Genomic DNA, 21,007 nt, shown 5'->3' with positions numbered 1-21,007 from the left:
TTCCGATCGTTAACGCCGTACATCAGGTGACGATCGGGCGAGGCGCGCCCCACGGCCTCCGAAAAAATCTAGGATCTCGCGTAACAAGGACGTGCATCGATCCGTCGAGATTGTTTAGCGGCACACGTCGCTGACAAACATCACCTCGAAGGGAAGATTTCTCATGACCATTCGCACCCGCATCGTGCTCGGCGTCTCGGCTGCCGCTCTCTCGCTTGGCCTTGCGCTGTCGCCGGCCGCTTTCGCCCAGGACAAGATGGGCAAGGACGACGGCATGATGAAGAAGGACACGATGTCCAAGGACAGCATGAAGAAAGATCACATGTCCAAGGACGACGGCATGAAGAAGGACACGATGTCGAAGGACGGCATGAAGAAGGACGACGGGATGATGAAGAAGAACTGATCTCCTGCCGTCACCCCGGTCGCCTCGATCAGGCGCGCCGGCCATGCGCTCGAGCCGGTTTCGGCCCGGACTCCGTCGTCGCGTCGCGCGCACCCGGCTGATCCGTCATGATTTGACCTGAAGCAAATGCGCTTCAGGTCAAATTCTGTTGAAGCTTACTTCCGCTTGGCCTTGCGGGCGGCGTAACGGGCGTCGCGCTTGGCCTTCTGCTCGGCTTCGAGCTCAGCTTGCCTGGCGATCGCTTCCTCTGCCTCACGGGCTATCCGCGCGGCCTCGGCCGCTGCAGCCTCTTCCGCGATACGCTTCTGCTCGGCCTTTTCGGCTTCGCGCGTGGCTTTTGCCTCGGCGCGCTTGGCCGCGAGCGCTTCGCGCTCGGCACGCTTCGCCGCAACCGCTGGGTCATCGGGCCCGGGCTGCGACTTGAATTTGTTCAAAAGATTTTTGCGTGCGTCCTGCGCCGCCTTTTGCCGGTCTGCGAAGCCGGGTTCCCTGAATCCACTCATCGACGAGCCTTGTCTTCCTCGCTTTCAGTCCTACATCACTGCGTGTTGGTACGTCGGCTGGGCACAAGCAGGCGCCACGCGACGCAGAAGCGTGTACATCGCCGCGCGCCGCGAAGCCACCCATAATCGCAGCCGATCAGGTCCACGAAATCGCTGAACCAGCCGATCCATCGTAGCCCGGAAAAACTGCCGAATTGTGATGTCCCTCATAAGGGCACCCAGCGGCGGCGCCTAGCGTCCGCCCCAACGAGACGGAGCACGGGCATGATGTTTTTCCGGCTGAGCCTGAAAGCCCTTGCAATCACGGTCGCCGCGGTGGCGGTCGCAGGCGCGGTGCTGTTGGCCGCGCGTCCCCAGCCCATCGAGAGCGCCGTTCTGGGGGCCGCCTGGGAGTGCACCCAGACCGCGTTCATCCTCACGAGCTGCGCGCCGCGCAGGCAACAGGTGATCCCGGCGGTCGAGACCTCGCGCAAGGAAGCGCTATTGCCGACCAAGGGCTGAGTCCCGAGGGTACCGGGCTGGATGTGACGCGACGTCGCAGAGGTGATAAAGCGCCTCGCCGAGCGACAGGGTCCCCATGTCCAATTTTGAGTCCAAGCCTGAAATCAAGCCTGGCCCCGCCGAAAAACCCGGTGCATCGGCAAAGCCCCAATCCGGCGACAATCGCCGGGGCGCGATCGCCGGGCTGATCATTGCCGCCGTCATCCTCGGTATCGGCTTGTGGCTCGCCCGCGATCTCACCGCGGCCAGCAAGATGCAGGACTGCCTGATGTCGGGGCGCACCAATTGCAATGTGATCGAGCCGGCGCGCTAGAGCCGTCTCGCGGCCCGCCGGGCCGAAAAATTGCCGTGATCTTAAACATTTGTAACGGGACACGGCCGGCTTTGGCAGGTCAGTTATGTCAGCCGGCATCAGTCAGGCGCGCTCCGAATCGTCTATCGCGCCTGAACCACGGCATTTTCTGGAAGTTGAGGGGTAGGCACGAATGAGTGCGTCCAGCCGCATGAAGATCATCATTCCCATGGTTTCGGCCATGTCCCTGCTGGCGTTGTCGGCGCAAGCGCAGGACGCGGGTCCGCCCAAGGGCGGCGGACAGCCGCCGGGGCAGGACGCCGGTGCTCCGCCCCCGGCCAATCAGAACATCCGCAAGGGGCCTCCGCCGCAGCAGGCGGCGCACCCGGCGCCTCCGCCGGGCGGGCAGGCCCATGCGGGTCCAGGAGCAGGTCCCGGCCAACGTCACGCCGGAGGCCCGCCTCCCGGTCCCGGTCGCCACATGGCACGCGGGCCAGTACCGATGCGCGACTGGGGCGGGCATGCCTACCGCGGCAATCTGGCCTGGGACGGCGGACGCTGGCGCCACGAGGTCCACAACGGCCGGGCCGGCTGGTGGTGGGATGTCGGCGGCGTCTGGTACTATTATCCGCAGCGGATGGATGGCCCGCCCGCCTACATCTCCGAGGACTATATCGACGATGCGCCGGTGGCCTACGCGCCGCCCGGTCCGCCGGTCGCCTATGAACCGCCGCCGCCTCCACCGCCGCCCGCCGATCCCGGCGCGAGTGCGCTCGGCGGGGCCCTCGTCGGCGGTGTGCTCGGTGGTCTGCTTTCGGGCAACGCCACGGGTGCAGCCGCAGGCGCCGTGATCGGCGGTGCGACCGGTGCCATCGCCGGCGCGACCGCCGCGTCGCGACCCGGTTATTATTTCGCCCAGGGCAATTGCTACTACCGCTATCCAAGCGGCCAGTACGTGCAGGCCGACCCGCGCGCCTGCTACTGAAGCTCTCGAGCGAAATCTGACTGAGAAGAGGCGGGCCCGGTGCCCGCCTCTTTTGCGTTTGCGCGCGCGACGGCGTTGAGCGTTAGCCGACGAGCCAGGTCATGAACGCCATCGCAGCCCACACCAGGCCGCCGATCCAGGCCGTCATCACCAGGACGACGGTGGCGAGAAGGGCGAGACCGAACAGGTCGGTCTTGCGGGATGATGTGCCAGCCTGTGCCGCCGCTTCTGCCTTGTGAGCCATGAGAAGATCAGCCGCTCCGTCCCGGGTCGCGTGTTCTTGTCTTGCGTAGCGTGGTGTTTAGCGAACGGGCGGAAACTTGGCTGTGATGCAATTCACAGATGCGCCGGAATGACATCCGGCCTCGGGGGCAGTCGGCCTCAGTTTATGAAAATACGAATGCCGGCGCCGTTGGCGTTGTCACTGACGTCTTTGCGTTTCGGCGGGGATGTTACTGCGCAAAGGTGAGTTTGCGCTGCACGCAGCCGCCCGCCAATGGATCGCGGTAATATCGTGGGGAAACTGCGCGCCGATGCGACTTTTTCCTCCGCAATCATACGGACGAAATTGCCACGTATTTGTTCATATCGGCCGGCTAGACTTGGCTCTATGTGTATGACGTACGACCCACAGCACGAAGCCGAGGCGGCGATGAAGCGCGCAGCGGCGTCCGAAGGCCCGGACCGGCAACGACTCATTGAACTGGCCCTTGCCTGGCATCAGCTCGCCCGCGATCGTCGCGACGACGAGCGGAGAAGCTGATCGTTGTCTGACAGGAAAGTGCGTCCGGTTCAGTCTCGTCACCAGTCATGAGAAAGCCCCGTGCTCGGGGGACAAGCACGGGGTCCTTCAAAGCCGACCGGGGGGTGGTAGGTCGGCACCACTCTGTTTCGTCACATCCAACCTGCGGGTCGTGATCTCGTTCCACGCCAATGCGCATTTTGTCGGATGCCGCAAACGATCCGCGCCGGATTCGGCGCGTGCTCGCACTGCGAATGTGTCGACGGACTGGTTGGACGAAACACGGCGTTAAGACATACGCCGTGAGGGTTTTTCCGATTGCGATTCGTGCGCCGCGAACGGAGCGGAATCGGACCGTGAACAAGCAAACCGGCCGAGTTGTCAGGATGGCGGGCTGACTTGCTGGCGTGCTTGAATCACTCGATCGCGAGGCAATGCTCCAAGGCCGGCTCCTCCTGGCCGTGGCGTGTCCAGGCCTGAACGATGAAGGCGGGTTGGTGCTGAGCCATGGCGGCATCCGCAATGGACGCGCGCGCCGCCTCGATGCGCCCTGCGATTGCGCTTGAGTTGACGTCCACGATCGCATCGAGCGCCAGAAACGACATCGCAACGATCGCCACCACGAAGGCGATTCCCATTCTCGTCAATTCGGCGCGCGGCATTCACAGTCCTTCTCGGGCAAACCTCGCCCGCCGCGCATAGATAGGCCGCGTCCCTACCGTTCAAAGACCGGAGTAAGCCTACCCACGCGTTCGTGAAAGACGATGGATTGCAGAGGGCGACGGGTGGCGCGTTAGGATGAGTGCTGGCGCACTTCGACAAGACCGAGGCTTGGCGATCCCGGCAGGAATCGAACCTGCAACCCTCAGAGTAGAAACCTTTTGTCGCATCAAATAAATCAAAGACTTAGATCGTTCGTGTACTATTGGCGTCTCATTCACGCGCCTAGAAGTCGGGCTTGCACGTTTGCGGCGGCGCGCTGATCGGCATCGGCGTCCGCGAAGAGGTGGCCGTAGATGTCGAACGTCACCTTGATCGAGCTGTGTCCCATTAGCCGCTGGATCTGCTTCGGATTGTAGCCGCTCTCGATCCACAGGGAGGCGCAGGCGTGGCGGAGCGAGTGCATGCCGTATTTGGGCAGGTGCGTTATCTTTGGCTTGCCAGCGTCGTTTAAAACCGGCTTGCCGGCCTCGTCCAGGATGGGGTGAGGTTCGGTGATCTCTTTGGCGACCAGAATCGGTTGGAGCCCACGCTCGAGGAGGTTCGAATGGCTCTCGACTTTGCCGACGCCGTTCGGAAACACCAGGTCCAGCACCCTGATAGGATCTCCGCCGGCGCCTTTTTTCCCGGTATCGCGCTTCGGACAGGCCAGCTTCCATTCTCGCAGCGCGTTGATCACGATCGGCGGACAGGGGATCGAGCGATAGGCGGCCTTCGATTTGAGCTTGCCGATTCGATGCGAGGCATCCGCGCGCTGGGTTAAGCTCAACTGCCTTCCATCGAGATCCACGTTCGACCAGGCGAGGCCGCGGAGTTCGCTGGCGCGTAGTCCGCAGAAGATGGCTGTGAGAATGACCGGACGCCATCGGCCCACAGCCCCGGCAATTATTTCCTGCAACTCGGCCTTGGTCGGAATAACCGGGCGGGGGTCGTCGCGCTCAGGAAGGTCGAGGTCGACACCGACCGTCGGCGCGGTGCTGCATAGACCGCGGCGCCTCAGTTCCTTGAAGATGGCACCGAGCGATCCGACGATTTTCTTTATCATTTCGGCCGAGCGGCCAGCATCGCGCAGTTGGTCGGCGAAAGCATTGACCATTGGCACGTTGAACTCGGAGGCCTTCTTCGTACCGATAAAAGGAACGATGTGCAGATCAACGTGCTCCTCGTAGCACCTCACGGTTGTCGGCTCGAGGCCCTTTTCGTTGCAGCGCTTGATCCACAGGGCGGCACCTTCCTTGATGGTAGGAGAGACGCTTGCTGGCGTATGGAGGCCGCGGGCAACATCGTGTTGCACCTCAACGAGCCAAGCCTCACCATCGCTTTTGCGCGCGAATTGCTTTGTTCTTCGAACACCACCGCCGTCCGTGTAGGAGGCGCGCCAACGAACTAAGCCAGAAGGAAGCACTCGTTTACGGACGGTCGCCATGTTCGATTACTCCGGTTTCTCAGTGGGCTTCCGAAATTCCGCCAGTGCGAGACTAATTTTGTCGAGGTCGCTTAGGATTGATTGTTTAAGAACGCCCGGGTGGCGAGCATCTTCCTCTGGAATGTACAGTTCATAGTGCCGCGGAGCCGCGCCTCTACGCGAGACGAAGTAGGATACCCTCACCAAATTCGAGTTCAGCTCGATCTGAATACGAGGGATACGGCTAGCCAATTCGGGCTCCGTTAGTGCAGTTGTCAAAATATCCGAGAGAAAACTTTTGCCCGTCACCGGGCACGAATGGGAGTCAGGTAGGAAGAAGCTTGCAGCGCAAACCCTTTCAGTGCGGCGAACTTCGGCCAGCGAGTCCGTGCCTGCATATGCAAGCAAAAGAACCGCTACCGTATGCGGCGACAGCCTAACTCCGCTGCCAGGTCCTCGACCTTGTAGCGATTCGAGAAGTCCTCTCTGCACGAGCGAGCGCTGCCGCTCGTACAGAACGCCTTGAGATGCTCCAACTATCTCGGACAGGACGGGAAGGAAGGCGTTTAGGCTTGTCATGGCGACACTGTACACAGGCCAATGCCGTAGGTCTACAACATTCCTTGCGCGCCTGCCCTGAATATTGTAGAGCTACAATATTTGGCGCGGCGGAGGCCATAGCGTGACTGATAGTGACCAGGAAGCGGGGTGTCTCGTTTACACCGTCCCGGAAGCGGGGGCGAAACTTGGGTTGAACAAGAACGCGGCTTATGCGGCGGCTGCTCGTGGCGATCTGCCAACAATCCGCATCGGCAAGCTGCTTAAGGTGCCGAAAGCTGCGTTTCACGCCATGATCGAGGCGGCGGGCCAGAAATGAGCGCCGTAGTCCTTCCGTTTCCGCTCTCACGCCGGTTGGACCTTATCCAGCGACAGGCCGAGTATGCGTTGGCGCTGAAGCCTGACAAAGGTGAGGCCCATATCGAGCGCCAGATCCGCTACCAGGCCGATGCGCTCCGCCGCCGAGGTATTCCCGAGGAGCTTGTCCGGCGCGAGTTAGCGAGCATGCGGGCGGCCATCGGGGTCGCGATGTGGCGCCTAACGTTCGGCGAGACTGCATGAAACGCCGACGCAACCGGATTCTTAGCCAATTTGCCGCGCGCCCGATCGAAATGCTGGAGTCGCCGGCCTTTCGCGCGCTCAGCTTAGCGGCCCGCCGTGTGCTCGACCGTGTCGAGATCGAGTCCGCCCACCATGGCGGTCAGGACAATGGCAAGCTGCCGGTTACATTCGACCAGTTCTGCGAGTACGGCTTACATCGTCACTCGATCGCGCCCGGCATACGGGAATGTGTTGCACTGGGCTTTCTGGAGATCACTCAAAAGGGCAGGGCAGGCAACGCTGAGCACCGTGCGCCCAATCTCTTCCGGCTGACATACCGGTATGCAGATGGGGTCCCGGGCGACGGTTCGCACGAGTGGAAATCTATCAAATGCTTAGCAGATGCGGAGCGTTTGGCAGCCGCCGCGCGCGCCGCTAAGTCCTTCAAGAAAACGAAAAACCAGTGCCGGGAAATGCCAAGTTTCAGTGCCAAAAACCGGCACCGAAACCTGGATTCTCCGGTGCCAAAAACCGGCACTAAGGAAGCGGCAAAAACCGGCACTACCTCTATATCTCGGGACCCTACGGAGCAGACGCCCCGCGAAGCGCGCCTGCCTCAAGGCGCCGTAGCGAGCGGGGCGGCGGGCCACGACGAACCAATTCGCCTGGACCATCTGCACGCCCGCTTAGCGCAGAAGCTGAGCTGGGACGTCGTCAGCAGCATGTCCGATTCAGAGCTCGAAGCCGCGGCGGAGCTGGAGCGGGTCGGGTCATTGGATGGCGTCGCGGCCATACAAATCAGGCTTCGCAACAAGGTGGCGGGTGGAAGGAGTGCCGGATGAGGCCATTGCGCAACCGTCACCAACCGCAGCAGATCGGCGGCGTCGTAAGCCTGACTCGGCTCAGAGATCGAATGGGCGAGGGCGACGAGAGGTTCTCGGTGTCGTGGCACTCGATCGGCGGCGATCTCCGCTGGTTATCGCCGGGCATGTCGGAGGAGGTTGCCGCGGCGGCAGCGCAGTTGCTCGCCAATTTTACCGGAGGAGTGCTCAGAAGGTGACTGTCACCTGGGCCGACGACCCTCACCATCGCCAATGCGGTCGCGCTGCTCAGAAGCGAACCCCGACCGGATCGAACGACGACTTCGGGTACCCGCCGCCAGTGGTCGAAGGACCCGTGGGGCCAGCGGGACCGCTGGGGCCCGTAGGGGCTTGGTTGGTCGACGACGACGAGGTCTTCAGAATCGTCGGAATGAACAACTGCCCGAAGAGGCCCAAGCCGCTGCCTGCCACCGTTTCTAGTTGCGCTTCGTTGAGTTCGAACATTGGTCGTCTCCCGGTTTGTAATGACTGTGGCCCCAACCATACCGCAGGCCGGATTCTGCGAACCGTGACCGACATCACTTGGCTCTATACCCCAGTCTACACCCCTCGCAGCCCTCACAGAGGCGGAGCAGTGAGCGGTGTGAGCACTGTTAGCGGGATTGAGACTGCGTCCACCGCTCCAGCCGCCCGATCGCTGCTTCTCGTTCGTGTTGAGCATACCAAAGCAGAAACAGCGCGATGGACCCGGCGAAGGCCACGATCCCAATCAGAAGGTTTCGATTCCTCATCGTCGAAGAATGTCCGCCGACCGATATGGTTCCGTTGTGGCGCAGGGTGGCATTTCAATCTCTACGCGTTTGGGCAGCCGCAACCGCACACCCCTCACAGTTGGTCAGATGAGGAGGTGGAGCAGTGAGCGGTGTGAGCACTGTGCAGAGTTACTGGGGACGCTGACGCGATGTCCTCTCCAGGTAAATCCTTGACGGTTCTTACTGCGGCTGACGTGCGCGCCGAAGTTGCCAGGCTCAAGCTTTTGGCGGAGCAATCCACAGACGCAACGATTAGGGCTGCTTATCAACGAGCGCTCCGCGCGTTCTTTCAGCAAGCTCCCGGCCGGCCCGCCAAATACAAAGATCTCGACCGATCGCTCTTGGATGATGTCGCTAATAGACTCGCAGCCGGTAACTGGAAGTCCGAACGTGATGTCATTCTGGACGTTGTATGGAGCCGTTCGCATGACGAAAAGGATTTGAAACGGCACTATCGGCGCATTGTGCGCCACCGCCGCAAGCAGGGTCTTAAGCCACCTCAAAAAAAACGTGTGACATAATGATTTTTGTCACACCTCAGGTCCTCTAGCGTGCTTCTCGTCAACTCCATTGGGTAAACGCTAGATGCCAGTCGCTGCCTTGAAATCTGCGAAGCAAAAGGACTTCACGATTCCCTCTCTTGCCGAGGCTTCACCTAAGTATGCCGAAATGATTGCTCGTCGGCAGCAATTGCTCACTGATGCGAGCTCAACTGACGCCGAGATCGCACGGGTCGAAGTGCAGATACGTGGGGTCCCTCGCGAACTTCGACGCGCGAAGGTGGCTGAATTGGTCGGGGATCAAATCCCTGATGCGCCGTCCGCCACTCCCGAAAGGCTGAGAGAGCTTCAACAGCATGCGCGTGCGTTGAAGGATGCCGTTAGCGTGCTGGACACCCGCATCGGGCAGGAGCGCACTAACGCATCCGTGGCCATCTGTAATCAGGTCCGTGAAGAGCACCACCGACGCGCCCGCGAGGTGTGCCTGAAGCTGATCGATTTGCGTCAATCAATGCTGGCGTATGCCGAACTGATCGACGCTCTCAATGCTGAGGACGTCGCTTGGTCCTATCTCGGGCCAGCTCAGCTACTCGCCTTGGGCAACCCGCGGGATAATCAGTCTCGAATGGCGATCTACCTCCGGCAAATGGTGGAAGCCGGACACCTTGATGCAACCGAAGTTCCTCAAGCAATACGATAGGGGCGAACAATGTCTATGCGAACGGTCAATGGTTTCCGGCTGGAGAAGCCCGCAGTTACAGATCTGAGTGATACCTGTGTGATCAGGCTGCGGGGAGGTGGGAAGCTGGAGTTCAAGGGCCATGACGTACCTTCATCGCATACGATCGCACGCGTCTTGAAGGCACGAAATAAGCGGCGCGGGACTGGCCTCAAGGATCGGATGGTTCGCGACCTTGCCGCTCGAGAGCGCTGCTAGTCCGGGCTTGAGGATAAGGACAACGAAGCGATGTTCTTCGACGCGCATCGAGCGAGGCGGCAAACAGCTAGACGAGGACGGCTGGCCGACCCAGGGGTAGGGGGTGGTCAAATCTCTGGAGGGTGGGGCGCCGGAACCGGCCAGGGCCAAAAACGCGCAATCGCGCCGCCCCCGATGAAAAACTGCCAACTTCTGAGCTGACATGAAGCCTAAAACACCGAAAGCACCGCCGCATTTAACAGATCCAACGCGCCTTTGGTGGCGGTCTGTCGTCCGAGAATACGCGCTAGAGCCGCATCATTTGCGGCTGCTTCAAGCCGCCTGCGAGTGCTGGGACCGACTTCAGCAATCTCGAGAGCTGCTTGCCCGTGACGGTCTGGTAGTTGAGGGACGGGAGGGCGGTGTCCGTCCACATCCTGCCGTGGCGATCGAACGAGATAGCCGCATTTCGTTCGCAAGGCTCGTCAGAGAGCTCGATTTGGATACCGAACCCGCGCCAAGTGTCAGAACAGCGCCGCCGGCTCTCCGCTCGAACAGGCGGAGCAGCCTCTAATGCCGGTAAAGCGACGCATTGCGAAGCAGCGCGCATTGTCACCGGCTGACGAGATGTTGGCCTGGCACACGATGTTCGATTGCGGCTTCGATTTCTTCGACGACTTGGGGGACATCGGAGTGGAGCCGAGCGATAGCGAGGGGCACCCGCAAGCGGAAGACGCTTGGCATCGCTTGGGCGCGGAGTGGCTGCGGCGCGGTGACCACGCCGGCAGATCGTGTTGGGCGCTTGATACATTTGGTCCGCCAAGGGGGGCTCATGCCCGTTAAACGTCGCGTCTCGAAGAGGCGTGCGATCACGCTCACTCCCGAGGTATTCGCGGTCTTTGAGGCTGGTGACGAATACGCGCTGCGGCGAGCGTTGAGCCTCCCGCCGTGGCACGCATCGCCTCTTGATGACGACTTAGTTGGACCGTCTTACGGCGAAAGTCTCTTGCGTAACGAAACGCGCCAGGCCGCCCTCGAAATCCGCAATGAGATCATCGCTGCGATGGGCCGGGCTAGATGAGCGTCACCGGACGGATCGAAAGAGTTTCGGCGACCGCGGATGTACCGGCGCCAAAGCGACGCTTTCGCGAAGCGGCCCAACTGAATTGAAAGGATACGAGTTATGTTGTTTAGCCCACAGCTTGCAATTCGACGCGCTCGATCAGCCGCTAGCGGCGGCGGGACCACGCCGACGACCTGGAATGCCGGCGACAGCACAAACGTCACGCTTACCGGCAGCAATCTAATCGCGACGGTCGGATCGGGAAGCGGTGGTGTTCGCGGCGTCGCGTCCCTGTCCACCGGCAAGTATTATTTTGAATACACCTACGCAATCCACACGAATTCCTTCAACACCGGCATCGCGCTCGCATCGGCGAGCGTCACGGGATCGACTGGAACGGGGATCGCGTATGTGACCAGGTCTTCCGGTGGAATTTTCGTCAATGGCACAGACTCAGGAAGCGCACTAGGCCTCATCGCGCAGGGTGCCGTCGTGGGTATCGCGGTCGACTTCTCCGCGAATTTAATTTGGTTCAGAATTGCGCCGTCTGGCGCGTGGAATGGCGACGGCTCGGCAAATCCCGCGACAGGCGTTGGCGGCGTCGACATCTCGTCGATCAGCTCGGGGCCGCTATTCCCTATCTTCTTTGGTGCATCCGGCGATGCGGTCACGGCCAATTTCGGCGCAACATCCTTCACCGGCTCGGTGCCTTCGGGCTTCAGCTCGGGATTTCTCGGATAATGCGCCGCTCAGCGCGAAACTGGGCGGCTATTTGCTGCCCACGGCTCGCATGGCGTTTTTGGCCATCTGCTGGCGGTAGGACGCGCGCTCTTTGAAGCGCGCTTTGGCTAGCATCGCCACGCTGACAATTAGGAGAAAAGCCACGGTGCCGATGGTCGCCATCGTCGTCTAGCTCCCGGTAATGCCTTCGGGAATCCTGAATCAACTGAGAGTCGAGCGCAAGGGAAAAGTGATCGAATGCAAAAGACTTCAGCCCGATCCGGGCTACCGCCAAGGAACCCGCTCCCTGCCGTTAACGCAGGGAGCGGGTAGCCAAAAGGGCGCACGAGGGACGGACGCCCGAAAGGGAACAAGCCATTTTCGAGAAAACGCGGCAATATGCCATTAGTGATATTAGGGACGCTATTGCGGGCTGCATTAATACCGTCCGGCTACCGGCCAGCCCTGCGTCCCAGATTGAGACGTATGGCGCAGCCAATTCCAACGAACGGGGAAAACTTGGCAAATTGACGCTGTTAGAGGTACGCTTTGAGTTTCAAGCGTGGGGTGGCGTTACATGAGTAAATGGCAGGACGATTTGAAAGCGCTCGTTGCCGAGTCAACGGAATTTGTGAAGGCAGTCGATTGGGAAACAAATCGTCCCGCGCCGCCCCGAAGAGAGGATGTTGAACGCGTTGGCTTGAAGCCGCTTGATTACGGCAAAGCTGAGCGCGCAGAGATAGCAAGGCGCGTTGAGACCTTCAGGGCGCACCAGGAGCGCTTCGATCGCGAGCGGAAAGAGTTTGCCGCCGCCGCGCTCAAGCGGGCGCTTAAATCCTGATCGTGATAATCGCTGAGTGAGCCGCCCGCCTATCCCAGAACTCGGGTCATGGCCGGGTGCGCTCGGCTGCTCGCTAGCGACGCTCGACACCGCCATGATGAGCACTGCGCCGCCGCGGTTGGGAGTGCCTAAGGAAGGGTTTGAATTTCCGACTCAGGTCCATGTGCTCGATGCGTTCATCCATCAATTTGTTCAATTTCTTGTCCTGCTGAGTATCTCTCTTATGGAGCCTGCGATACAGGTCATAGGCAACGAGCGTCAGGACAATCGCAGCGCCCGCAAAATAGTAGATTAAGGTTTGGTGGAACACGGACACTGCGCTGTCAGTTTGATTGGGCGGGAGCGCGGCCGGCGTTCTCATCACAGATAAAAGCCATATGTCGAGCTGTGATACTTGAAGTGTGCGCCTGTATCTGGGGAATAGCGAGCTGTTTATTTCAGGCTTAAGAATGCGCGCCCCGCCGCCGACCGGGACAGCGAGAGTACAGCTCCTATGGATCGAAACCGAAAACGGCTCCGAGCGTGATCCGGGGCTGGCCGGGAATTCGCTGGAGCCGTTTCGGGGCAGCCGAATCAAACGGCGCGCACTCGCTCAGCATTCCTCATTCTCAGATTTTGCGCACTAACATATGAACCAAAAATTGGCCCCAGCTCGCAGGGTCAGAGGAGCTGGGGCCAGTGGGGTCTGCCCTTCATGGCGGCGAAGGGCGAAGGGAAAACTTGGCAACCCATCGACCGTTCCTATGACCAACCCGTAAATTTCCCAATGGCGCTTCAATTGCGCTGAATCCGCCTCTGCGGGCGTCGGAATTGAAAGGAGATTTTGATTTATCTCAAAGGCGATTCCGCCCCTCTTAGGGATCATCGGGCCATGACGAAGCCCGACAACCAAGCCAAGGAGAAGGAACCTAAACCATCACGCTCCGATGAGACCCGCCGGATCATTGAGGAGTATGCCGACGATCTGCGGGAGATCATCCGAAAGCTTCGCAGCAAGTTGCATTAAGGGCCGCCTCAGTCGCCTCGCTGACGAATATGATGCCGCACAAGAGCGGGGCGAAGTGGCAACACACGGCAGGACAAGTGACGTTCAGCTCGGGAACGTCACCCCGGCCACGGCCGCCGACGTTGGTCTAACGCGCAAAGACATCCACGAAGCTCGCATCATTCGTGATGCTGAAGTGGCTACCTTCCCTTCGCTAGTCCGATCCCAACAAGCCGGCGGGCTCCTTGCGCACCGCGCCACCCGCAGGCTGTCCGTCCTGGCATCTAATCCCGAAGTTGTCGCAGGTCAGGGCAAAAGCTTCTTTCGCCTTTGCATCCTCGAAGCAGAAGCGAGTACCGAGGTCGGCACGATCGGTCCACCAGCCGACCTTGTTGTCTTTTGCAATGCGGAAAGCTTCGCCACGCAACAGATCCAATTGTCTTCCAGCCGCGAGAACAACTAAGCAATTTTCATTTGTCATGAATGTGATCCTCAAAATGAAGCAACGACACCATTTTGATTCCGACAAAAGATGAAAATCGTGTGGCGGCACGGCGAGAGACGGCCCCGGCTTCAGGGAGGCTTTTGGGGTGCGCCGGGGCCGCTCCGCCAGCCCGGCGGCGGGCCAGCGCGATTCAATAACCGCACCGCCTCCAATGTTCCTACCAGCCTCCACTTTGGGAGAGTTACGGCTGCCGGTTCACGCCGGGCGGGCCTTGGTGCGAGCTTCGCAGCACCAGCCGCAGGAGCTGTGCCAGAAGCAGCGCCTGCGGCTTTCGTCTAAAACCAAACCCCTTGCACGCCGAGAAGCACAGCTACGATCGACAGGAGAAGACCAATTCCTGAGAAAATGGCGACCGCGACGAATTGGTCGGCCTCCCTATCCAATGAGGCAGATTTTCGAGCATAGATCGCGCGTGCTGAAATCGATGTTGGCATAATCGCTCCGAGATGGTGCCCCGCCCGTTAAGGATGTCTTCGCGTGCCGCTTAAAGGTTCAAGCAAGCTGAAATCGCAGCGCAGATGGCTCTGGCGGAATCGGATCCGGATAAGGCCCTCGCGGTGCACCTTCTTGCGCTGAACTACTTCGACCAGGCACATCGAGCCATCAAAGACACGGCACCGGCTCCCGGAGAAGCCAACGCCTTCTGTCATCGGCCGACAATGATGCAAGATCCTGAGGTCGAGACCTACTCATTCCACGCGCGCGTTTGCCTCAGCATCGCTGTCGTTGGCTTCGTGATATTAATCGCCGGTTTCTGCTGAGCGCCATTTGGGCGCCTCAGTAAGAGCAACCTAACATTTGTTGTATTGCCCCTGCTTGGGTGGACGGCCTTGCAATGCCTGAACCAAGGCAAACCAACGCTGTGGAATTTACGGTCCGGGCTCGTGCGGACTAGCTGAAGGGCGCCGACACGCTTAAGTCGCACCGATAGCTGATCTTCATTGTGCAGCCACCATATGCCTTTCGTCAAATTCCCAAAGACCCACACCGGTTCTCACCGAGGCGTTCCTTACGTCTTGACACGCGCGAGTCCTGATCGCTGGCAATACTCACTATCCCTCGGTGAAACGGAAAAGACCGGCTCCGTGAAAGCAAAGCTCGGATTGTTGGCGGTCCGGCGCGTGCAAATGCTAATTGATCGCCTGCAAAGGACGGCGGAAGGATGAATTATATTTGAGCAGATCTTCGCCGGGCGGCGTCAGCTTCAAATACGTTCCGCTTTCATGCAGTTCGAGCCAGCCCTGCTGTACGGCGTACTCGATGCCGGCGCTGAACTCAGGCCCGGTGGCTTTGCAGCCGTCTTTCGATAGGAACGGCGCGTTGATTTTCTCGATGTGAATGCGGCCGTCCTGAACCGCCTCTATCGTCTTGGTCAATTCGATCAGCTTGCGAGCCGCAGCCTCGGGGGCGGAATAGGGACGCTCGCTTTTCATGTTCATGGATCAGCCCCAGCCAAATTATGCCGATCGTATAGGCGATTCTCAATTCACGGCCGGCTATTCTTTCTCGGCAAGATCGCTTGCTCGGTGCCGTTGCTACCGGCGACAATGTTGAACCCGCGCATGCCGCAGGCCGTGCAGACGAACCGCGGCTCGAGCTGCGATATCCTGATCTCGTTCGGCCATCGGTCGACGTAGTCGGCTGCAAGCTTGACGTTGTGGCTGCACCGATAGTCCTGGCAAAACACGAGCAAATCGCGCACGCCCGTTGCTCGCAGTTCGCCCAGAGTGATCTTGACCGGGCGCCCATCAAGTTCCGTGCGGTCCTTACGTCGTGGCTGGCGGGACATGCCGCCATCGAAGCGATGTGCCGGTAGGAGTCAAATCGTCAATGGGTTGCGGCCAGGAACGCGATTGGGGCCCAGCGGGTAGGGGTGTGGATAAGTCGACTCGAAAGCTGCGACTGCTTGCGCCGTTGACAATCTCATCTAGCTCAATCAAAAATTGTATCGGTAATAGGTATTTCGAGGCACCAATGAGATTGAAGCTATTCGCGACAACTCTTGCTTTTACTTTTTGCGGTTCGGCTTGGGCGGCGGACGGTCTTAAGCCCGTCGATCAGATGTTGAAGTTTTCATGCCCTGCCGGCCAAAGCTGTAAGGTAAAGTGCTGGGGCGCCGGCGGCGACCTGGACCAGTCCTATGCCAACGTCTTGATCTATCAATTCAAGGATCACCCAACGCGGATGTGGTTGTATGTCGACGACAAGTACAGCTTCGTTCTTGGCGTCGATCAGACGTGCAAGTTCGATGGCACTCTTCTTGTCGGGGGAGTGCCACCTGTCGACCTCAAGCCGACCCCTGGTCCAACTCCGGTCCGATAAATGAGAGCCGCCTACGAGCGTTGAAATACCGACGCCGGAAAGCAAAGCGGATTTCCCTCTGTTCGGCTATCTTGGAGCACAGCCGTGTCGTGGCGGTATTTTTCGACAGCGCGACGCAGTCGCCGCTTCTGCTCAGTACGCGTTTGCTTCATCACGTCTGGGAAGAGCTTCCGGATGGTGGCCAAGTCGGCGCCAGGCGCGAGCTTTTCTTCGTTGAGTGAGAACCACCAAAGTTGGAACACCTGCACCGGCAGCGGTAGTCGGCCCGTCACAGAAAAATAGTCCCACCAACCAATGAAGATTGCCGCATCGTTTGCCGTGTCGTTGAAAGATGCCAAGAGCTCGTCATCCTCCCTGCGGAATCCCTCCTTGGTGCTTAGATGTTTAAAGGCATTCCAATATTGTCGCTGAAGGCGACGAATTTTTCCGACGTCTAGATCAGGGTAAGTACCCAGTATGTGACTCGAAAAGGTCTTTATGTTTTCGGAAGCAGCGATTGCTTCAATCAATTCGGCGCCGCCGCAAGCAAGGCATTGCACCGCGATCGGATCGCGATCCTTGATGAAGAGATCAAGGGCGGTACCAAGCTGGTGTCTCGCAACGTTCAGTTTCGATAGCGTCGTCATCGCCGCCAAATCATCAGCACTCTGGGATCAAATTTGCAGTCGAGATCTTCCCGAAAACATACAAGACTCAAATCGGATTGCAGGAGATTTCGAATTTCGACCTTCCACGTGTCGCCATCAAAAAAATACTCTGTGAAAGCCCAGTCGTTCTTTCCACGTCTTGCTGCGAGTTCGAGTGCGATATCGTAGTCGCTGTCCGGTCGGTGATCGCCGCGCGCTCGGCTACCAAACAACCACACGGCTACGATGGCCGGCTTTTGTGCAGCCCACTTCGATAGTGCTTCGACTAGATGCCGTTCGATCATCAATACAGACCTTCGAATCAGCGGCGGCTCCCAACTTCTTGGGAAATCCTAGCTCGCCGCATCTGGGCAGAACAGTGCAACGATTCGCCAATTTGACGCCTCGACTCAGGCGCGCCCTTCCGCAGAGCAATTTCGCGCTTTATGGAGGCGAGTATGTCCCGTGTCCAAAAATTTCGTTCACATGAGGAGCGCAGCGCGGCCAGACGGAAGTGGATGGGTGTCCCTCCAGGCATGACACCTGCGCTTGCCGACGAGTTTATGCGGAGATTGGTCGCTGGTGACACGCTTAGGAAGATCACGTCGGGCGACAAGCAGTGCGGGCCCGCATTGGTTACGGCGCAGCGGTTCAAGAAGCATTGCCAGCTTCATCCTGAATGGGGCGCTGACGCGATGCGCCTGGCCGACGCCAACTTCAAGGCTGCCGATGCTTCAAAAGGATGGAAGGGGGGCAGAACACATTGTAAGAGCGGCCATCCCTACGCAATCTACGGCATTCTTCGGAAGAATCATTGCGGGCGAGCGTACCGGTATTGCACCGCTTGTGTGAATGAAAGCTACACTGCCCCCCAAACTCTGCCATCGAGCGATGTGATCGAAAAGGCCCAGCAGCTCTTGAAGGCGGGCATACCGGTTAGGCAATTCACTACATCCGGACTCCCTCGCTATCTCTGCAAGTTTCGAGCGGTGAGGGCCATGCGTCTGCTTGTACCGGGTTTCAATGAGATGGTTTTGATGAACCAAAGCAAGATGCGGCGGATCATCAAGCCCATCATAACTACGATCGTAAAGCCGAACGCGCATGTCGCGCCGCGCTCGACAAATCTGAGGGCGCCTGGGCTAACCGGCCGGATCGCCGGAAATTCGGACTATTTGTTCACTATGGTCGAAGATGTGGTGCCGCGAGCTTTGCCGCGTGATATCCGAATGGAAGTGATTAGTATGGTGGTTCTTGATGTGCTGGATGGCAAGGTTCGCCTCGCCGACATCAAAAGGACTGCCCATAGATACGCGAGCAACCTCTACAATGAGCAGAAGTATATCGTCTCGCTCGACGCCCCGGCATTCAGAGAGGGGGGCGGGTCGCTTATCGATCGGCTCTCGGACGCTGATGGCCTTTGGGCGTAGCGCGCGAGACGAGCAGTAGGGCGTCGCCTCAGGCATCGAAAGTGGCCGACTTCTGATCGCCTGCCATGCGAGGGACCATCTTGAATAACTCTGGCTTGCCGTACACGCGGTAGGTACGGCGGCGGCCGAGTATCATGCCGACGCCGAAGATGATGGCGCTGCTAATCAGCCCGACGCTCGCCAGGATCTGTTGAAGGACGTTCCGCGCGTCATCCATCGCGTAGATGGACAGCAGGATGGAGAACACCAGCGCCGCCCGGCTGAACCACCCCCAGCCGGTGATCCGAAATTCCTCGGCCACCGCGCCAATTTCGGTCATCGCGGCGATCGCGTCCCGTCGCGCGATCGCTTTCTCACGCTCCCTGAAGATCTTTACCAGCAAAAAAATCGCGAGCGCTGCAACAACGACTACGAGCAGCATCGATCCAACCGTTACGCCGCCAGCCATTTCCAACCCCCGTAAAAAGATTGACTCTAGCATTGTTTCAACCTGCGGGGGAGCGGTCGTCATCCCAACCAGTATAAGGAAATACAAATCGGGATTGTGTGCGATGCGGGGACTGAATGAACTATCTGTCCTTCGCCTTCAGGCCGATCTCGACAAGCCGGCGGATTGCCTCGACCTGTGTCGCGTTTGGACCTAGGTCGCGCTCGCGGGTCGGATTCGGACCCGCAACAAAGTCGGCCCCAGAGGGGCTTGGCAATCGCTGCAAATCAGGAATACGGTATAGGCGGAGCGTCGAAACTCCCGCCAAAGACCCTTGCCGGGGTCCGTTTGGCACCAGGGCGATGGCAGGGCGATCCTTGCCGGGATCAACTGTCGCCATCGATTAGAAGCGCGCTGGTCAACCGCCAGTGTGAACGGCAGCACTATGCCGGGCAGGCGGCGGTTATACAAGACCCGAAAGGGAAAGACCGTCGCGCGTCGTCTCTGGCGGCGTTTCGAACTGCTCCCGGCGCCAGTGCTGACTACTGGCACATCCCCGGCCGTCGAAAGCCGGTTTTTGATCCAGAGAACCACCCATGCAAGCCATCGCAGAACTGCGCCCGGAGTCCGTCCGTGCGACATCCCCCGGCCTGGCCGCCCAAGAGCGGTCCAGAGAAAAGGCGCTCAGGCGCCTCCGTAGACTCAGGAAATGGGCCTCCGCCGAAATCGAGCGTCTGCTAGCCTTCCTCGATCAGTCCGACGAATACGTCCAGACCGAGCTGGAGGACGACATCTCCGCGGACCTGGAGGAGGTTGGCGACGACGAGCCATCGCTCGGCAGCCCTGACCGCTTGACGGAACAGTTCCGTTGGGCCGGGAGTGGCGGATCATCTCGCGATACCATTGATTGCGAGCCAGACCACGCTGACGACGAGCCTAGCCTCGGCTGGGCCGAAGAGGAGCCGGCCCATGGGTGCTACGTTGGCGTCACGCCCAGCACCGTCGACGTCGAAGAGCAGTGTGAGGACGAGGGGGTGTCGGTATGAGCACGATCAAAACCCAAAGCGACCTTTTGGACGCTGCTGAGTGTGCGAAGGCCATACTCAATTATAGCACCCTGCTCGGGGTGCTCTTGGCGGGGCCAGACGCGGAAACCGCCGTCGACGGGATGCACCAACTGATGCTGGAGGTCACGGATCTCGCGCGGACGCTGAAGACGATCCTTGATCGCGTAAGCGGCGGATGCCTTGATACCGCAGACGGGGGGTGATCCGATGAGCAACCCGGACACCTTCGGACTGCCGGAATACTTCATCTCCACCATGCTCAGTGAGGCGGACGGCCCAAACGTCCGTGTGATATGCGGTGTCAGGCGCGGCGGGGAACGCAGTGGCTTTTCAGCTTCGTCATGCGCGCGGACTTCGTCGCCTTCAACGCCGAGGTGCTCAAGGGCGCGGCCAAGGAGGGGTTCATCATTCACGAGCGAGCTGGTGTAGGCTCCAGTAACCTGAACTGACCAACCCTGAGTCTCGACCAGCGGGGCCCGCCCTTACCGGCGGGCCTTTTCACGCCCGGGACGCCGCGCTGTTACAGCGTCGGTTCGAGCTTCCTCATCTCCTGAAGCCGGGCCAGGCAAAACTCGCGATACAAGCTGTCAATGAGCGTCCACATGGCAGTCCCCCTTAATCCAATGAGGGGAGGCTAGCCCCGCTCTGTTTCGGGGATGCTTCGCGACGTTCGAAAATGGCTTCGGGCCCCCTCTAATGGCATGAACGATAAGAACTCTGGAAGCTCAGCCCATGCTCGCTTGTGAAGCCTTCAGGAATAGAACAAATGCTGAAGCGCCATGTACCATCCGTGTACTACGGACTCAGCGGTACTAAACGGGAAAGCCTGAAATTAAAGCGTTTTTCCCTCCACTAAGTGAGACACTGTTTTTGGAAGAAAAGAACGCCCATGTTTTTGAAAACACTGGCGATCCCGGCAGGAATCGAACCTGCAACCCTCAGAGTAGAAATCTGATGCTCTATCCAGTTGAGCTACGGGACCGTCCTGGGCCGTCCCGATTGGGGGCCGGCTGTTCATATAGCATGCCAATATGAAAAATCCGGTCTTTCGCCAAGTCTGAACCGAACCGTTTTCCTCACTGGCGCGACAAAGCGGAACGGTGGAGTGTCAGGGTGCCGGGTTGAGCGGCAGCGGACTGGACGACGGATCACGTCGCCGGCAACGCTGGCCAGCTTCCGGGACACGGTCGCCGGTCGACTGTTTCGGGTATTGCCTGCGCCACAGGACGGCGTGCGCGGCGATATCTAAATCGGTCTCCTCTGGGCGTGCCTTGCCATGGCGAATGCGACGTTTTGCACCTTCGGTTCCCCCGCCTTGAG

32 protein-coding genes and 1 tRNA gene are annotated in these 21,007 nt (G+C 59.5%); 20 read left to right on the top strand and 13 right to left on the bottom strand.

Going from position 1 to position 21,007, the window contains the following annotated elements; translation table 11 throughout:
* Window positions 1–163 precede the first annotated feature (163 nt).
* Window positions 164–406, top strand: a complete 243-nt coding sequence (locus QY049_RS03665) for a pentapeptide MXKDX repeat protein (RefSeq protein ID WP_194475988.1) — start codon at window positions 164–166, stop codon at window positions 404–406.
* A 155-nt stretch (window positions 407–561) separates the two neighbouring features.
* Here QY049_RS03665 and QY049_RS03660 read toward each other — a convergent pair whose 3' ends face one another.
* Complete coding sequence (locus QY049_RS03660) at window positions 562–909, bottom strand: DUF6481 family protein (protein WP_301268955.1); 348 nt, start codon at window positions 907–909, stop codon at window positions 562–564.
* A gap of 264 nt (window positions 910–1,173) precedes the next feature.
* Between QY049_RS03660 and QY049_RS03655 the strand changes: the two genes are divergently transcribed.
* From QY049_RS03655 to QY049_RS03645, 3 genes are all read left to right on the top strand, one after another.
* Window positions 1,174–1,410, top strand: a complete 237-nt coding sequence (locus QY049_RS03655; RefSeq protein WP_258761667.1) for a hypothetical protein — start codon at window positions 1,174–1,176, stop codon at window positions 1,408–1,410.
* Between the two features lie 76 nt (window positions 1,411–1,486).
* On the top strand, window positions 1,487–1,723 hold the full coding sequence (locus QY049_RS03650; RefSeq protein ID WP_301268954.1) for a DUF2273 domain-containing protein: 237 nt from the start codon (window positions 1,487–1,489) through the stop codon (window positions 1,721–1,723).
* Between the two features lie 172 nt (window positions 1,724–1,895).
* Complete coding sequence (locus QY049_RS03645) at window positions 1,896–2,687, top strand: hypothetical protein (protein ID WP_301268953.1); 792 nt, start codon at window positions 1,896–1,898, stop codon at window positions 2,685–2,687.
* A gap of 82 nt (window positions 2,688–2,769) precedes the next feature.
* Here QY049_RS03645 and QY049_RS03640 read toward each other — a convergent pair whose 3' ends face one another.
* The 3 genes from QY049_RS03640 to QY049_RS03630 form a co-directional block, all read right to left on the bottom strand.
* A complete protein-coding gene (locus QY049_RS03640; RefSeq protein WP_194475983.1) occupies window positions 2,770–2,931 on the bottom strand; it encodes a hypothetical protein in 162 nt (53 codons plus the stop codon).
* 914 nt (window positions 2,932–3,845) lie between these two features.
* Entirely contained in the window at window positions 3,846–4,091 is a 246-nt protein-coding gene (locus QY049_RS03635) for a hypothetical protein (protein WP_301268952.1), read from the bottom strand.
* A 275-nt stretch (window positions 4,092–4,366) separates the two neighbouring features.
* Window positions 4,367–5,575 carry a site-specific integrase gene (locus QY049_RS03630; RefSeq protein WP_301268951.1) on the bottom strand — a complete coding sequence of 403 codons (1,209 nt, stop codon included), beginning with the start codon at window positions 5,573–5,575 and terminating at the stop codon, window positions 4,367–4,369.
* A gap of 661 nt (window positions 5,576–6,236) precedes the next feature.
* On the opposite strand from QY049_RS03630, the gene QY049_RS03625 reads away from it, so the two are divergent.
* The 4 genes from QY049_RS03625 to QY049_RS03610 are packed head-to-tail and all read left to right on the top strand — an operon-like array spanning window position 6,237 to window position 7,712.
* The gene (locus QY049_RS03625) at window positions 6,237–6,431 is read left to right on the top strand and encodes a helix-turn-helix domain-containing protein (protein ID WP_301268950.1); all 195 of its coding nucleotides are present in this window, start codon (window positions 6,237–6,239) and stop codon (window positions 6,429–6,431) included.
* Window positions 6,428–6,673 (top strand): DUF6074 family protein, encoded by a 246-nt coding sequence (locus QY049_RS03620; protein ID WP_301268949.1) that lies wholly within the window; start codon window positions 6,428–6,430, stop codon window positions 6,671–6,673. Before QY049_RS03625 ends, QY049_RS03620 begins: the two co-directional genes overlap by 4 nt.
* The gene (locus QY049_RS03615) at window positions 6,670–7,494 is read left to right on the top strand and encodes a hypothetical protein (protein WP_301268948.1); all 825 of its coding nucleotides are present in this window, start codon (window positions 6,670–6,672) and stop codon (window positions 7,492–7,494) included. Before QY049_RS03620 ends, QY049_RS03615 begins: the two co-directional genes overlap by 4 nt.
* A gap of 5 nt (window positions 7,495–7,499) precedes the next feature.
* A complete protein-coding gene (locus QY049_RS03610) occupies window positions 7,500–7,712 on the top strand; it encodes a hypothetical protein (RefSeq protein ID WP_301268947.1) in 213 nt (70 codons plus the stop codon).
* Window positions 7,713–7,761: 49 nt separating this feature from the next.
* Here QY049_RS03610 and QY049_RS03605 read toward each other — a convergent pair whose 3' ends face one another.
* The gene (locus tag QY049_RS03605) at window positions 7,762–7,977 is read right to left on the bottom strand and encodes a hypothetical protein (protein WP_301268946.1); all 216 of its coding nucleotides are present in this window, start codon (window positions 7,975–7,977) and stop codon (window positions 7,762–7,764) included.
* Between the two features lie 457 nt (window positions 7,978–8,434).
* Here QY049_RS03605 and QY049_RS03600 point away from each other — a divergent pair, with 457 nt between their 5' ends.
* The 4 genes from QY049_RS03600 to QY049_RS03585 all read left to right on the top strand — a co-directional run bounded on the left by QY049_RS03600 (window position 8,435) and on the right by QY049_RS03585 (window position 11,505).
* Complete coding sequence (locus tag QY049_RS03600; protein WP_301268945.1) at window positions 8,435–8,806, top strand: hypothetical protein; 372 nt, start codon at window positions 8,435–8,437, stop codon at window positions 8,804–8,806.
* A 64-nt stretch (window positions 8,807–8,870) separates the two neighbouring features.
* Window positions 8,871–9,485 (top strand): hypothetical protein, encoded by a 615-nt coding sequence (locus tag QY049_RS03595; protein ID WP_301268944.1) that lies wholly within the window; start codon window positions 8,871–8,873, stop codon window positions 9,483–9,485.
* A 439-nt stretch (window positions 9,486–9,924) separates the two neighbouring features.
* The gene (locus QY049_RS03590) at window positions 9,925–10,275 is read left to right on the top strand and encodes a P27 family phage terminase small subunit (protein WP_301268943.1); all 351 of its coding nucleotides are present in this window, start codon (window positions 9,925–9,927) and stop codon (window positions 10,273–10,275) included.
* 609 nt (window positions 10,276–10,884) lie between these two features.
* Window positions 10,885–11,505, top strand: coding sequence for a hypothetical protein (locus QY049_RS03585; protein ID WP_301268942.1), 621 nt, complete (start codon window positions 10,885–10,887; stop codon window positions 11,503–11,505).
* A 27-nt stretch (window positions 11,506–11,532) separates the two neighbouring features.
* On the opposite strand, the gene QY049_RS03580 is transcribed toward QY049_RS03585, so the two are convergent.
* On the bottom strand, window positions 11,533–11,667 hold the full coding sequence (locus QY049_RS03580; RefSeq protein WP_301268941.1) for a hypothetical protein: 135 nt from the start codon (window positions 11,665–11,667) through the stop codon (window positions 11,533–11,535).
* A 394-nt stretch (window positions 11,668–12,061) separates the two neighbouring features.
* On the opposite strand from QY049_RS03580, the gene QY049_RS03575 reads away from it, so the two are divergent.
* From QY049_RS03575 to QY049_RS03565, 3 genes are all read left to right on the top strand, one after another.
* Window positions 12,062–12,325, top strand: a complete 264-nt coding sequence (locus QY049_RS03575; protein ID WP_301268940.1) for a hypothetical protein — start codon at window positions 12,062–12,064, stop codon at window positions 12,323–12,325.
* Between the two features lie 94 nt (window positions 12,326–12,419).
* Complete coding sequence (locus QY049_RS03570) at window positions 12,420–12,620, top strand: hypothetical protein (protein WP_301268939.1); 201 nt, start codon at window positions 12,420–12,422, stop codon at window positions 12,618–12,620.
* Between the two features lie 576 nt (window positions 12,621–13,196).
* Entirely contained in the window at window positions 13,197–13,331 is a 135-nt protein-coding gene (locus tag QY049_RS03565; protein ID WP_301268938.1) for a hypothetical protein, read from the top strand.
* A 193-nt stretch (window positions 13,332–13,524) separates the two neighbouring features.
* On the opposite strand, the gene QY049_RS03560 is transcribed toward QY049_RS03565, so the two are convergent.
* Window positions 13,525–13,791, bottom strand: a complete 267-nt coding sequence (locus QY049_RS03560) for a hypothetical protein (RefSeq protein ID WP_301268937.1) — start codon at window positions 13,789–13,791, stop codon at window positions 13,525–13,527.
* A 542-nt stretch (window positions 13,792–14,333) separates the two neighbouring features.
* Here QY049_RS03560 and QY049_RS03555 point away from each other — a divergent pair.
* On the top strand, window positions 14,334–14,576 hold the full coding sequence (locus QY049_RS03555) for a hypothetical protein (protein ID WP_301268936.1): 243 nt from the start codon (window positions 14,334–14,336) through the stop codon (window positions 14,574–14,576).
* A gap of 369 nt (window positions 14,577–14,945) precedes the next feature.
* On the opposite strand, the gene QY049_RS03550 is transcribed toward QY049_RS03555, so the two are convergent.
* Window positions 14,946–15,254: a hypothetical protein gene (locus QY049_RS03550; RefSeq protein ID WP_301268935.1), complete on the bottom strand. Its 309-nt coding sequence runs from the start codon at window positions 15,252–15,254 to the stop codon at window positions 14,946–14,948.
* A gap of 47 nt (window positions 15,255–15,301) precedes the next feature.
* The gene (locus QY049_RS03545) at window positions 15,302–15,604 is read right to left on the bottom strand and encodes a hypothetical protein (RefSeq protein ID WP_301268934.1); all 303 of its coding nucleotides are present in this window, start codon (window positions 15,602–15,604) and stop codon (window positions 15,302–15,304) included.
* Window positions 15,605–15,789: 185 nt separating this feature from the next.
* Here QY049_RS03545 and QY049_RS03540 point away from each other — a divergent pair, with 185 nt between their 5' ends.
* Window positions 15,790–16,137, top strand: a complete 348-nt coding sequence (locus QY049_RS03540; protein ID WP_301268933.1) for a hypothetical protein — start codon at window positions 15,790–15,792, stop codon at window positions 16,135–16,137.
* Window positions 16,138–16,148: 11 nt separating this feature from the next.
* On the opposite strand, the gene QY049_RS03535 is transcribed toward QY049_RS03540, so the two are convergent.
* Together QY049_RS03535 and QY049_RS03530 are read right to left on the bottom strand one after the other, a co-directional pair.
* The gene (locus QY049_RS03535; RefSeq protein ID WP_301268932.1) at window positions 16,149–16,763 is read right to left on the bottom strand and encodes a hypothetical protein; all 615 of its coding nucleotides are present in this window, start codon (window positions 16,761–16,763) and stop codon (window positions 16,149–16,151) included.
* The gene (locus QY049_RS03530; protein ID WP_301268931.1) at window positions 16,760–17,068 is read right to left on the bottom strand and encodes a nucleotidyltransferase family protein; all 309 of its coding nucleotides are present in this window, start codon (window positions 17,066–17,068) and stop codon (window positions 16,760–16,762) included. Before QY049_RS03530 ends, QY049_RS03535 begins: the two co-directional genes overlap by 4 nt.
* A 153-nt stretch (window positions 17,069–17,221) precedes the next feature.
* On the opposite strand from QY049_RS03530, the gene QY049_RS03525 reads away from it, so the two are divergent.
* A complete protein-coding gene (locus QY049_RS03525; protein WP_301268930.1) occupies window positions 17,222–18,193 on the top strand; it encodes a hypothetical protein in 972 nt (323 codons plus the stop codon).
* Between the two features lie 28 nt (window positions 18,194–18,221).
* On the opposite strand, the gene QY049_RS03520 is transcribed toward QY049_RS03525, so the two are convergent.
* Window positions 18,222–18,641, bottom strand: coding sequence for a hypothetical protein (locus QY049_RS03520; RefSeq protein ID WP_301268929.1), 420 nt, complete (start codon window positions 18,639–18,641; stop codon window positions 18,222–18,224).
* 575 nt (window positions 18,642–19,216) lie between these two features.
* On the opposite strand from QY049_RS03520, the gene QY049_RS03515 reads away from it, so the two are divergent.
* Window positions 19,217–19,666, top strand: coding sequence for a hypothetical protein (locus QY049_RS03515; protein ID WP_301268928.1), 450 nt, complete (start codon window positions 19,217–19,219; stop codon window positions 19,664–19,666).
* Window positions 19,663–19,890: a hypothetical protein gene (locus tag QY049_RS03510; RefSeq protein ID WP_301268927.1), complete on the top strand. Its 228-nt coding sequence runs from the start codon at window positions 19,663–19,665 to the stop codon at window positions 19,888–19,890. The genes QY049_RS03515 and QY049_RS03510 overlap by 4 nt, the downstream gene beginning before the upstream one ends.
* A 702-nt stretch (window positions 19,891–20,592) precedes the next feature.
* Here the strand turns inward: QY049_RS03510 and QY049_RS03505 are convergent.
* Window positions 20,593–20,669 (bottom strand) — tRNA-Arg (locus tag QY049_RS03505).
* Window positions 20,670–21,007 lie beyond the last annotated feature (338 nt).

This window comes from Bradyrhizobium sp. WYCCWR 13022 (assembly GCF_030435535.1).
GTDB lineage: Bacteria > Pseudomonadota > Alphaproteobacteria > Rhizobiales > Xanthobacteraceae > Bradyrhizobium.
Note: the sequence above shows the minus strand (reverse complement) of the source record. Positions and strands in the feature narration are given on the sequence as shown.

Bases quoted from the DNA above. Each gene is read 5' to 3' on its own strand.
- QY049_RS03560 (WP_301268937.1), bottom strand. From the start codon at position 13,791: ATGACAAATGAAAATTGCTTAGTTGTTCTCGCGGCTGGAAGACAATTG.
- QY049_RS03585 (WP_301268942.1), top strand. From the start codon at position 10,885: ATGTTGTTTAGCCCACAGCTTGCAATTCGACGCGCTCGATCAGCCGCT.
- QY049_RS03530 (WP_301268931.1), bottom strand. From the start codon at position 17,068: ATGATCGAACGGCATCTAGTCGAAGCACTATCGAAGTGGGCTGCACAA.
- QY049_RS03640 (WP_194475983.1), bottom strand. From the start codon at position 2,931: ATGGCTCACAAGGCAGAAGCGGCGGCACAGGCTGGCACATCATCCCGC.
- QY049_RS03590 (WP_301268943.1), top strand. From the start codon at position 9,925: ATGAAGCCTAAAACACCGAAAGCACCGCCGCATTTAACAGATCCAACG.
- QY049_RS03605 (WP_301268946.1), bottom strand. From the start codon at position 7,977: ATGTTCGAACTCAACGAAGCGCAACTAGAAACGGTGGCAGGCAGCGGC.
- QY049_RS03630 (WP_301268951.1), bottom strand. From the start codon at position 5,575: ATGGCGACCGTCCGTAAACGAGTGCTTCCTTCTGGCTTAGTTCGTTGG.
- QY049_RS03545 (WP_301268934.1), bottom strand. From the start codon at position 15,604: ATGTCCCGCCAGCCACGACGTAAGGACCGCACGGAACTTGATGGGCGC.
- QY049_RS03575 (WP_301268940.1), top strand. From the start codon at position 12,062: ATGAGTAAATGGCAGGACGATTTGAAAGCGCTCGTTGCCGAGTCAACG.
- QY049_RS03525 (WP_301268930.1), top strand. From the start codon at position 17,222: ATGTCCCGTGTCCAAAAATTTCGTTCACATGAGGAGCGCAGCGCGGCC.
- QY049_RS03535 (WP_301268932.1), bottom strand. From the start codon at position 16,763: ATGACGACGCTATCGAAACTGAACGTTGCGAGACACCAGCTTGGTACC.
- QY049_RS03550 (WP_301268935.1), bottom strand. From the start codon at position 15,254: ATGAACATGAAAAGCGAGCGTCCCTATTCCGCCCCCGAGGCTGCGGCT.
- QY049_RS03645 (WP_301268953.1), top strand. From the start codon at position 1,896: ATGAGTGCGTCCAGCCGCATGAAGATCATCATTCCCATGGTTTCGGCC.
- QY049_RS03615 (WP_301268948.1), top strand. From the start codon at position 6,670: ATGAAACGCCGACGCAACCGGATTCTTAGCCAATTTGCCGCGCGCCCG.
- QY049_RS03650 (WP_301268954.1), top strand. From the start codon at position 1,487: ATGTCCAATTTTGAGTCCAAGCCTGAAATCAAGCCTGGCCCCGCCGAA.
- QY049_RS03565 (WP_301268938.1), top strand. From the start codon at position 13,197: ATGACGAAGCCCGACAACCAAGCCAAGGAGAAGGAACCTAAACCATCA.
- QY049_RS03620 (WP_301268949.1), top strand. From the start codon at position 6,428: ATGAGCGCCGTAGTCCTTCCGTTTCCGCTCTCACGCCGGTTGGACCTT.
- QY049_RS03515 (WP_301268928.1), top strand. From the start codon at position 19,217: ATGCAAGCCATCGCAGAACTGCGCCCGGAGTCCGTCCGTGCGACATCC.
- QY049_RS03555 (WP_301268936.1), top strand. From the start codon at position 14,334: ATGGCTCTGGCGGAATCGGATCCGGATAAGGCCCTCGCGGTGCACCTT.
- QY049_RS03595 (WP_301268944.1), top strand. From the start codon at position 8,871: ATGCCAGTCGCTGCCTTGAAATCTGCGAAGCAAAAGGACTTCACGATT.
- QY049_RS03600 (WP_301268945.1), top strand. From the start codon at position 8,435: ATGTCCTCTCCAGGTAAATCCTTGACGGTTCTTACTGCGGCTGACGTG.
- QY049_RS03510 (WP_301268927.1), top strand. From the start codon at position 19,663: ATGAGCACGATCAAAACCCAAAGCGACCTTTTGGACGCTGCTGAGTGT.
- QY049_RS03580 (WP_301268941.1), bottom strand. From the start codon at position 11,667: ATGGCGACCATCGGCACCGTGGCTTTTCTCCTAATTGTCAGCGTGGCG.
- QY049_RS03520 (WP_301268929.1), bottom strand. From the start codon at position 18,641: ATGGCTGGCGGCGTAACGGTTGGATCGATGCTGCTCGTAGTCGTTGTT.
- QY049_RS03570 (WP_301268939.1), top strand. From the start codon at position 12,420: ATGATGAGCACTGCGCCGCCGCGGTTGGGAGTGCCTAAGGAAGGGTTT.
- QY049_RS03655 (WP_258761667.1), top strand. From the start codon at position 1,174: ATGATGTTTTTCCGGCTGAGCCTGAAAGCCCTTGCAATCACGGTCGCC.
- QY049_RS03665 (WP_194475988.1), top strand. From the start codon at position 164: ATGACCATTCGCACCCGCATCGTGCTCGGCGTCTCGGCTGCCGCTCTC.
- QY049_RS03540 (WP_301268933.1), top strand. From the start codon at position 15,790: ATGAGATTGAAGCTATTCGCGACAACTCTTGCTTTTACTTTTTGCGGT.
- QY049_RS03635 (WP_301268952.1), bottom strand. From the start codon at position 4,091: ATGCCGCGCGCCGAATTGACGAGAATGGGAATCGCCTTCGTGGTGGCG.
- QY049_RS03660 (WP_301268955.1), bottom strand. From the start codon at position 909: ATGAGTGGATTCAGGGAACCCGGCTTCGCAGACCGGCAAAAGGCGGCG.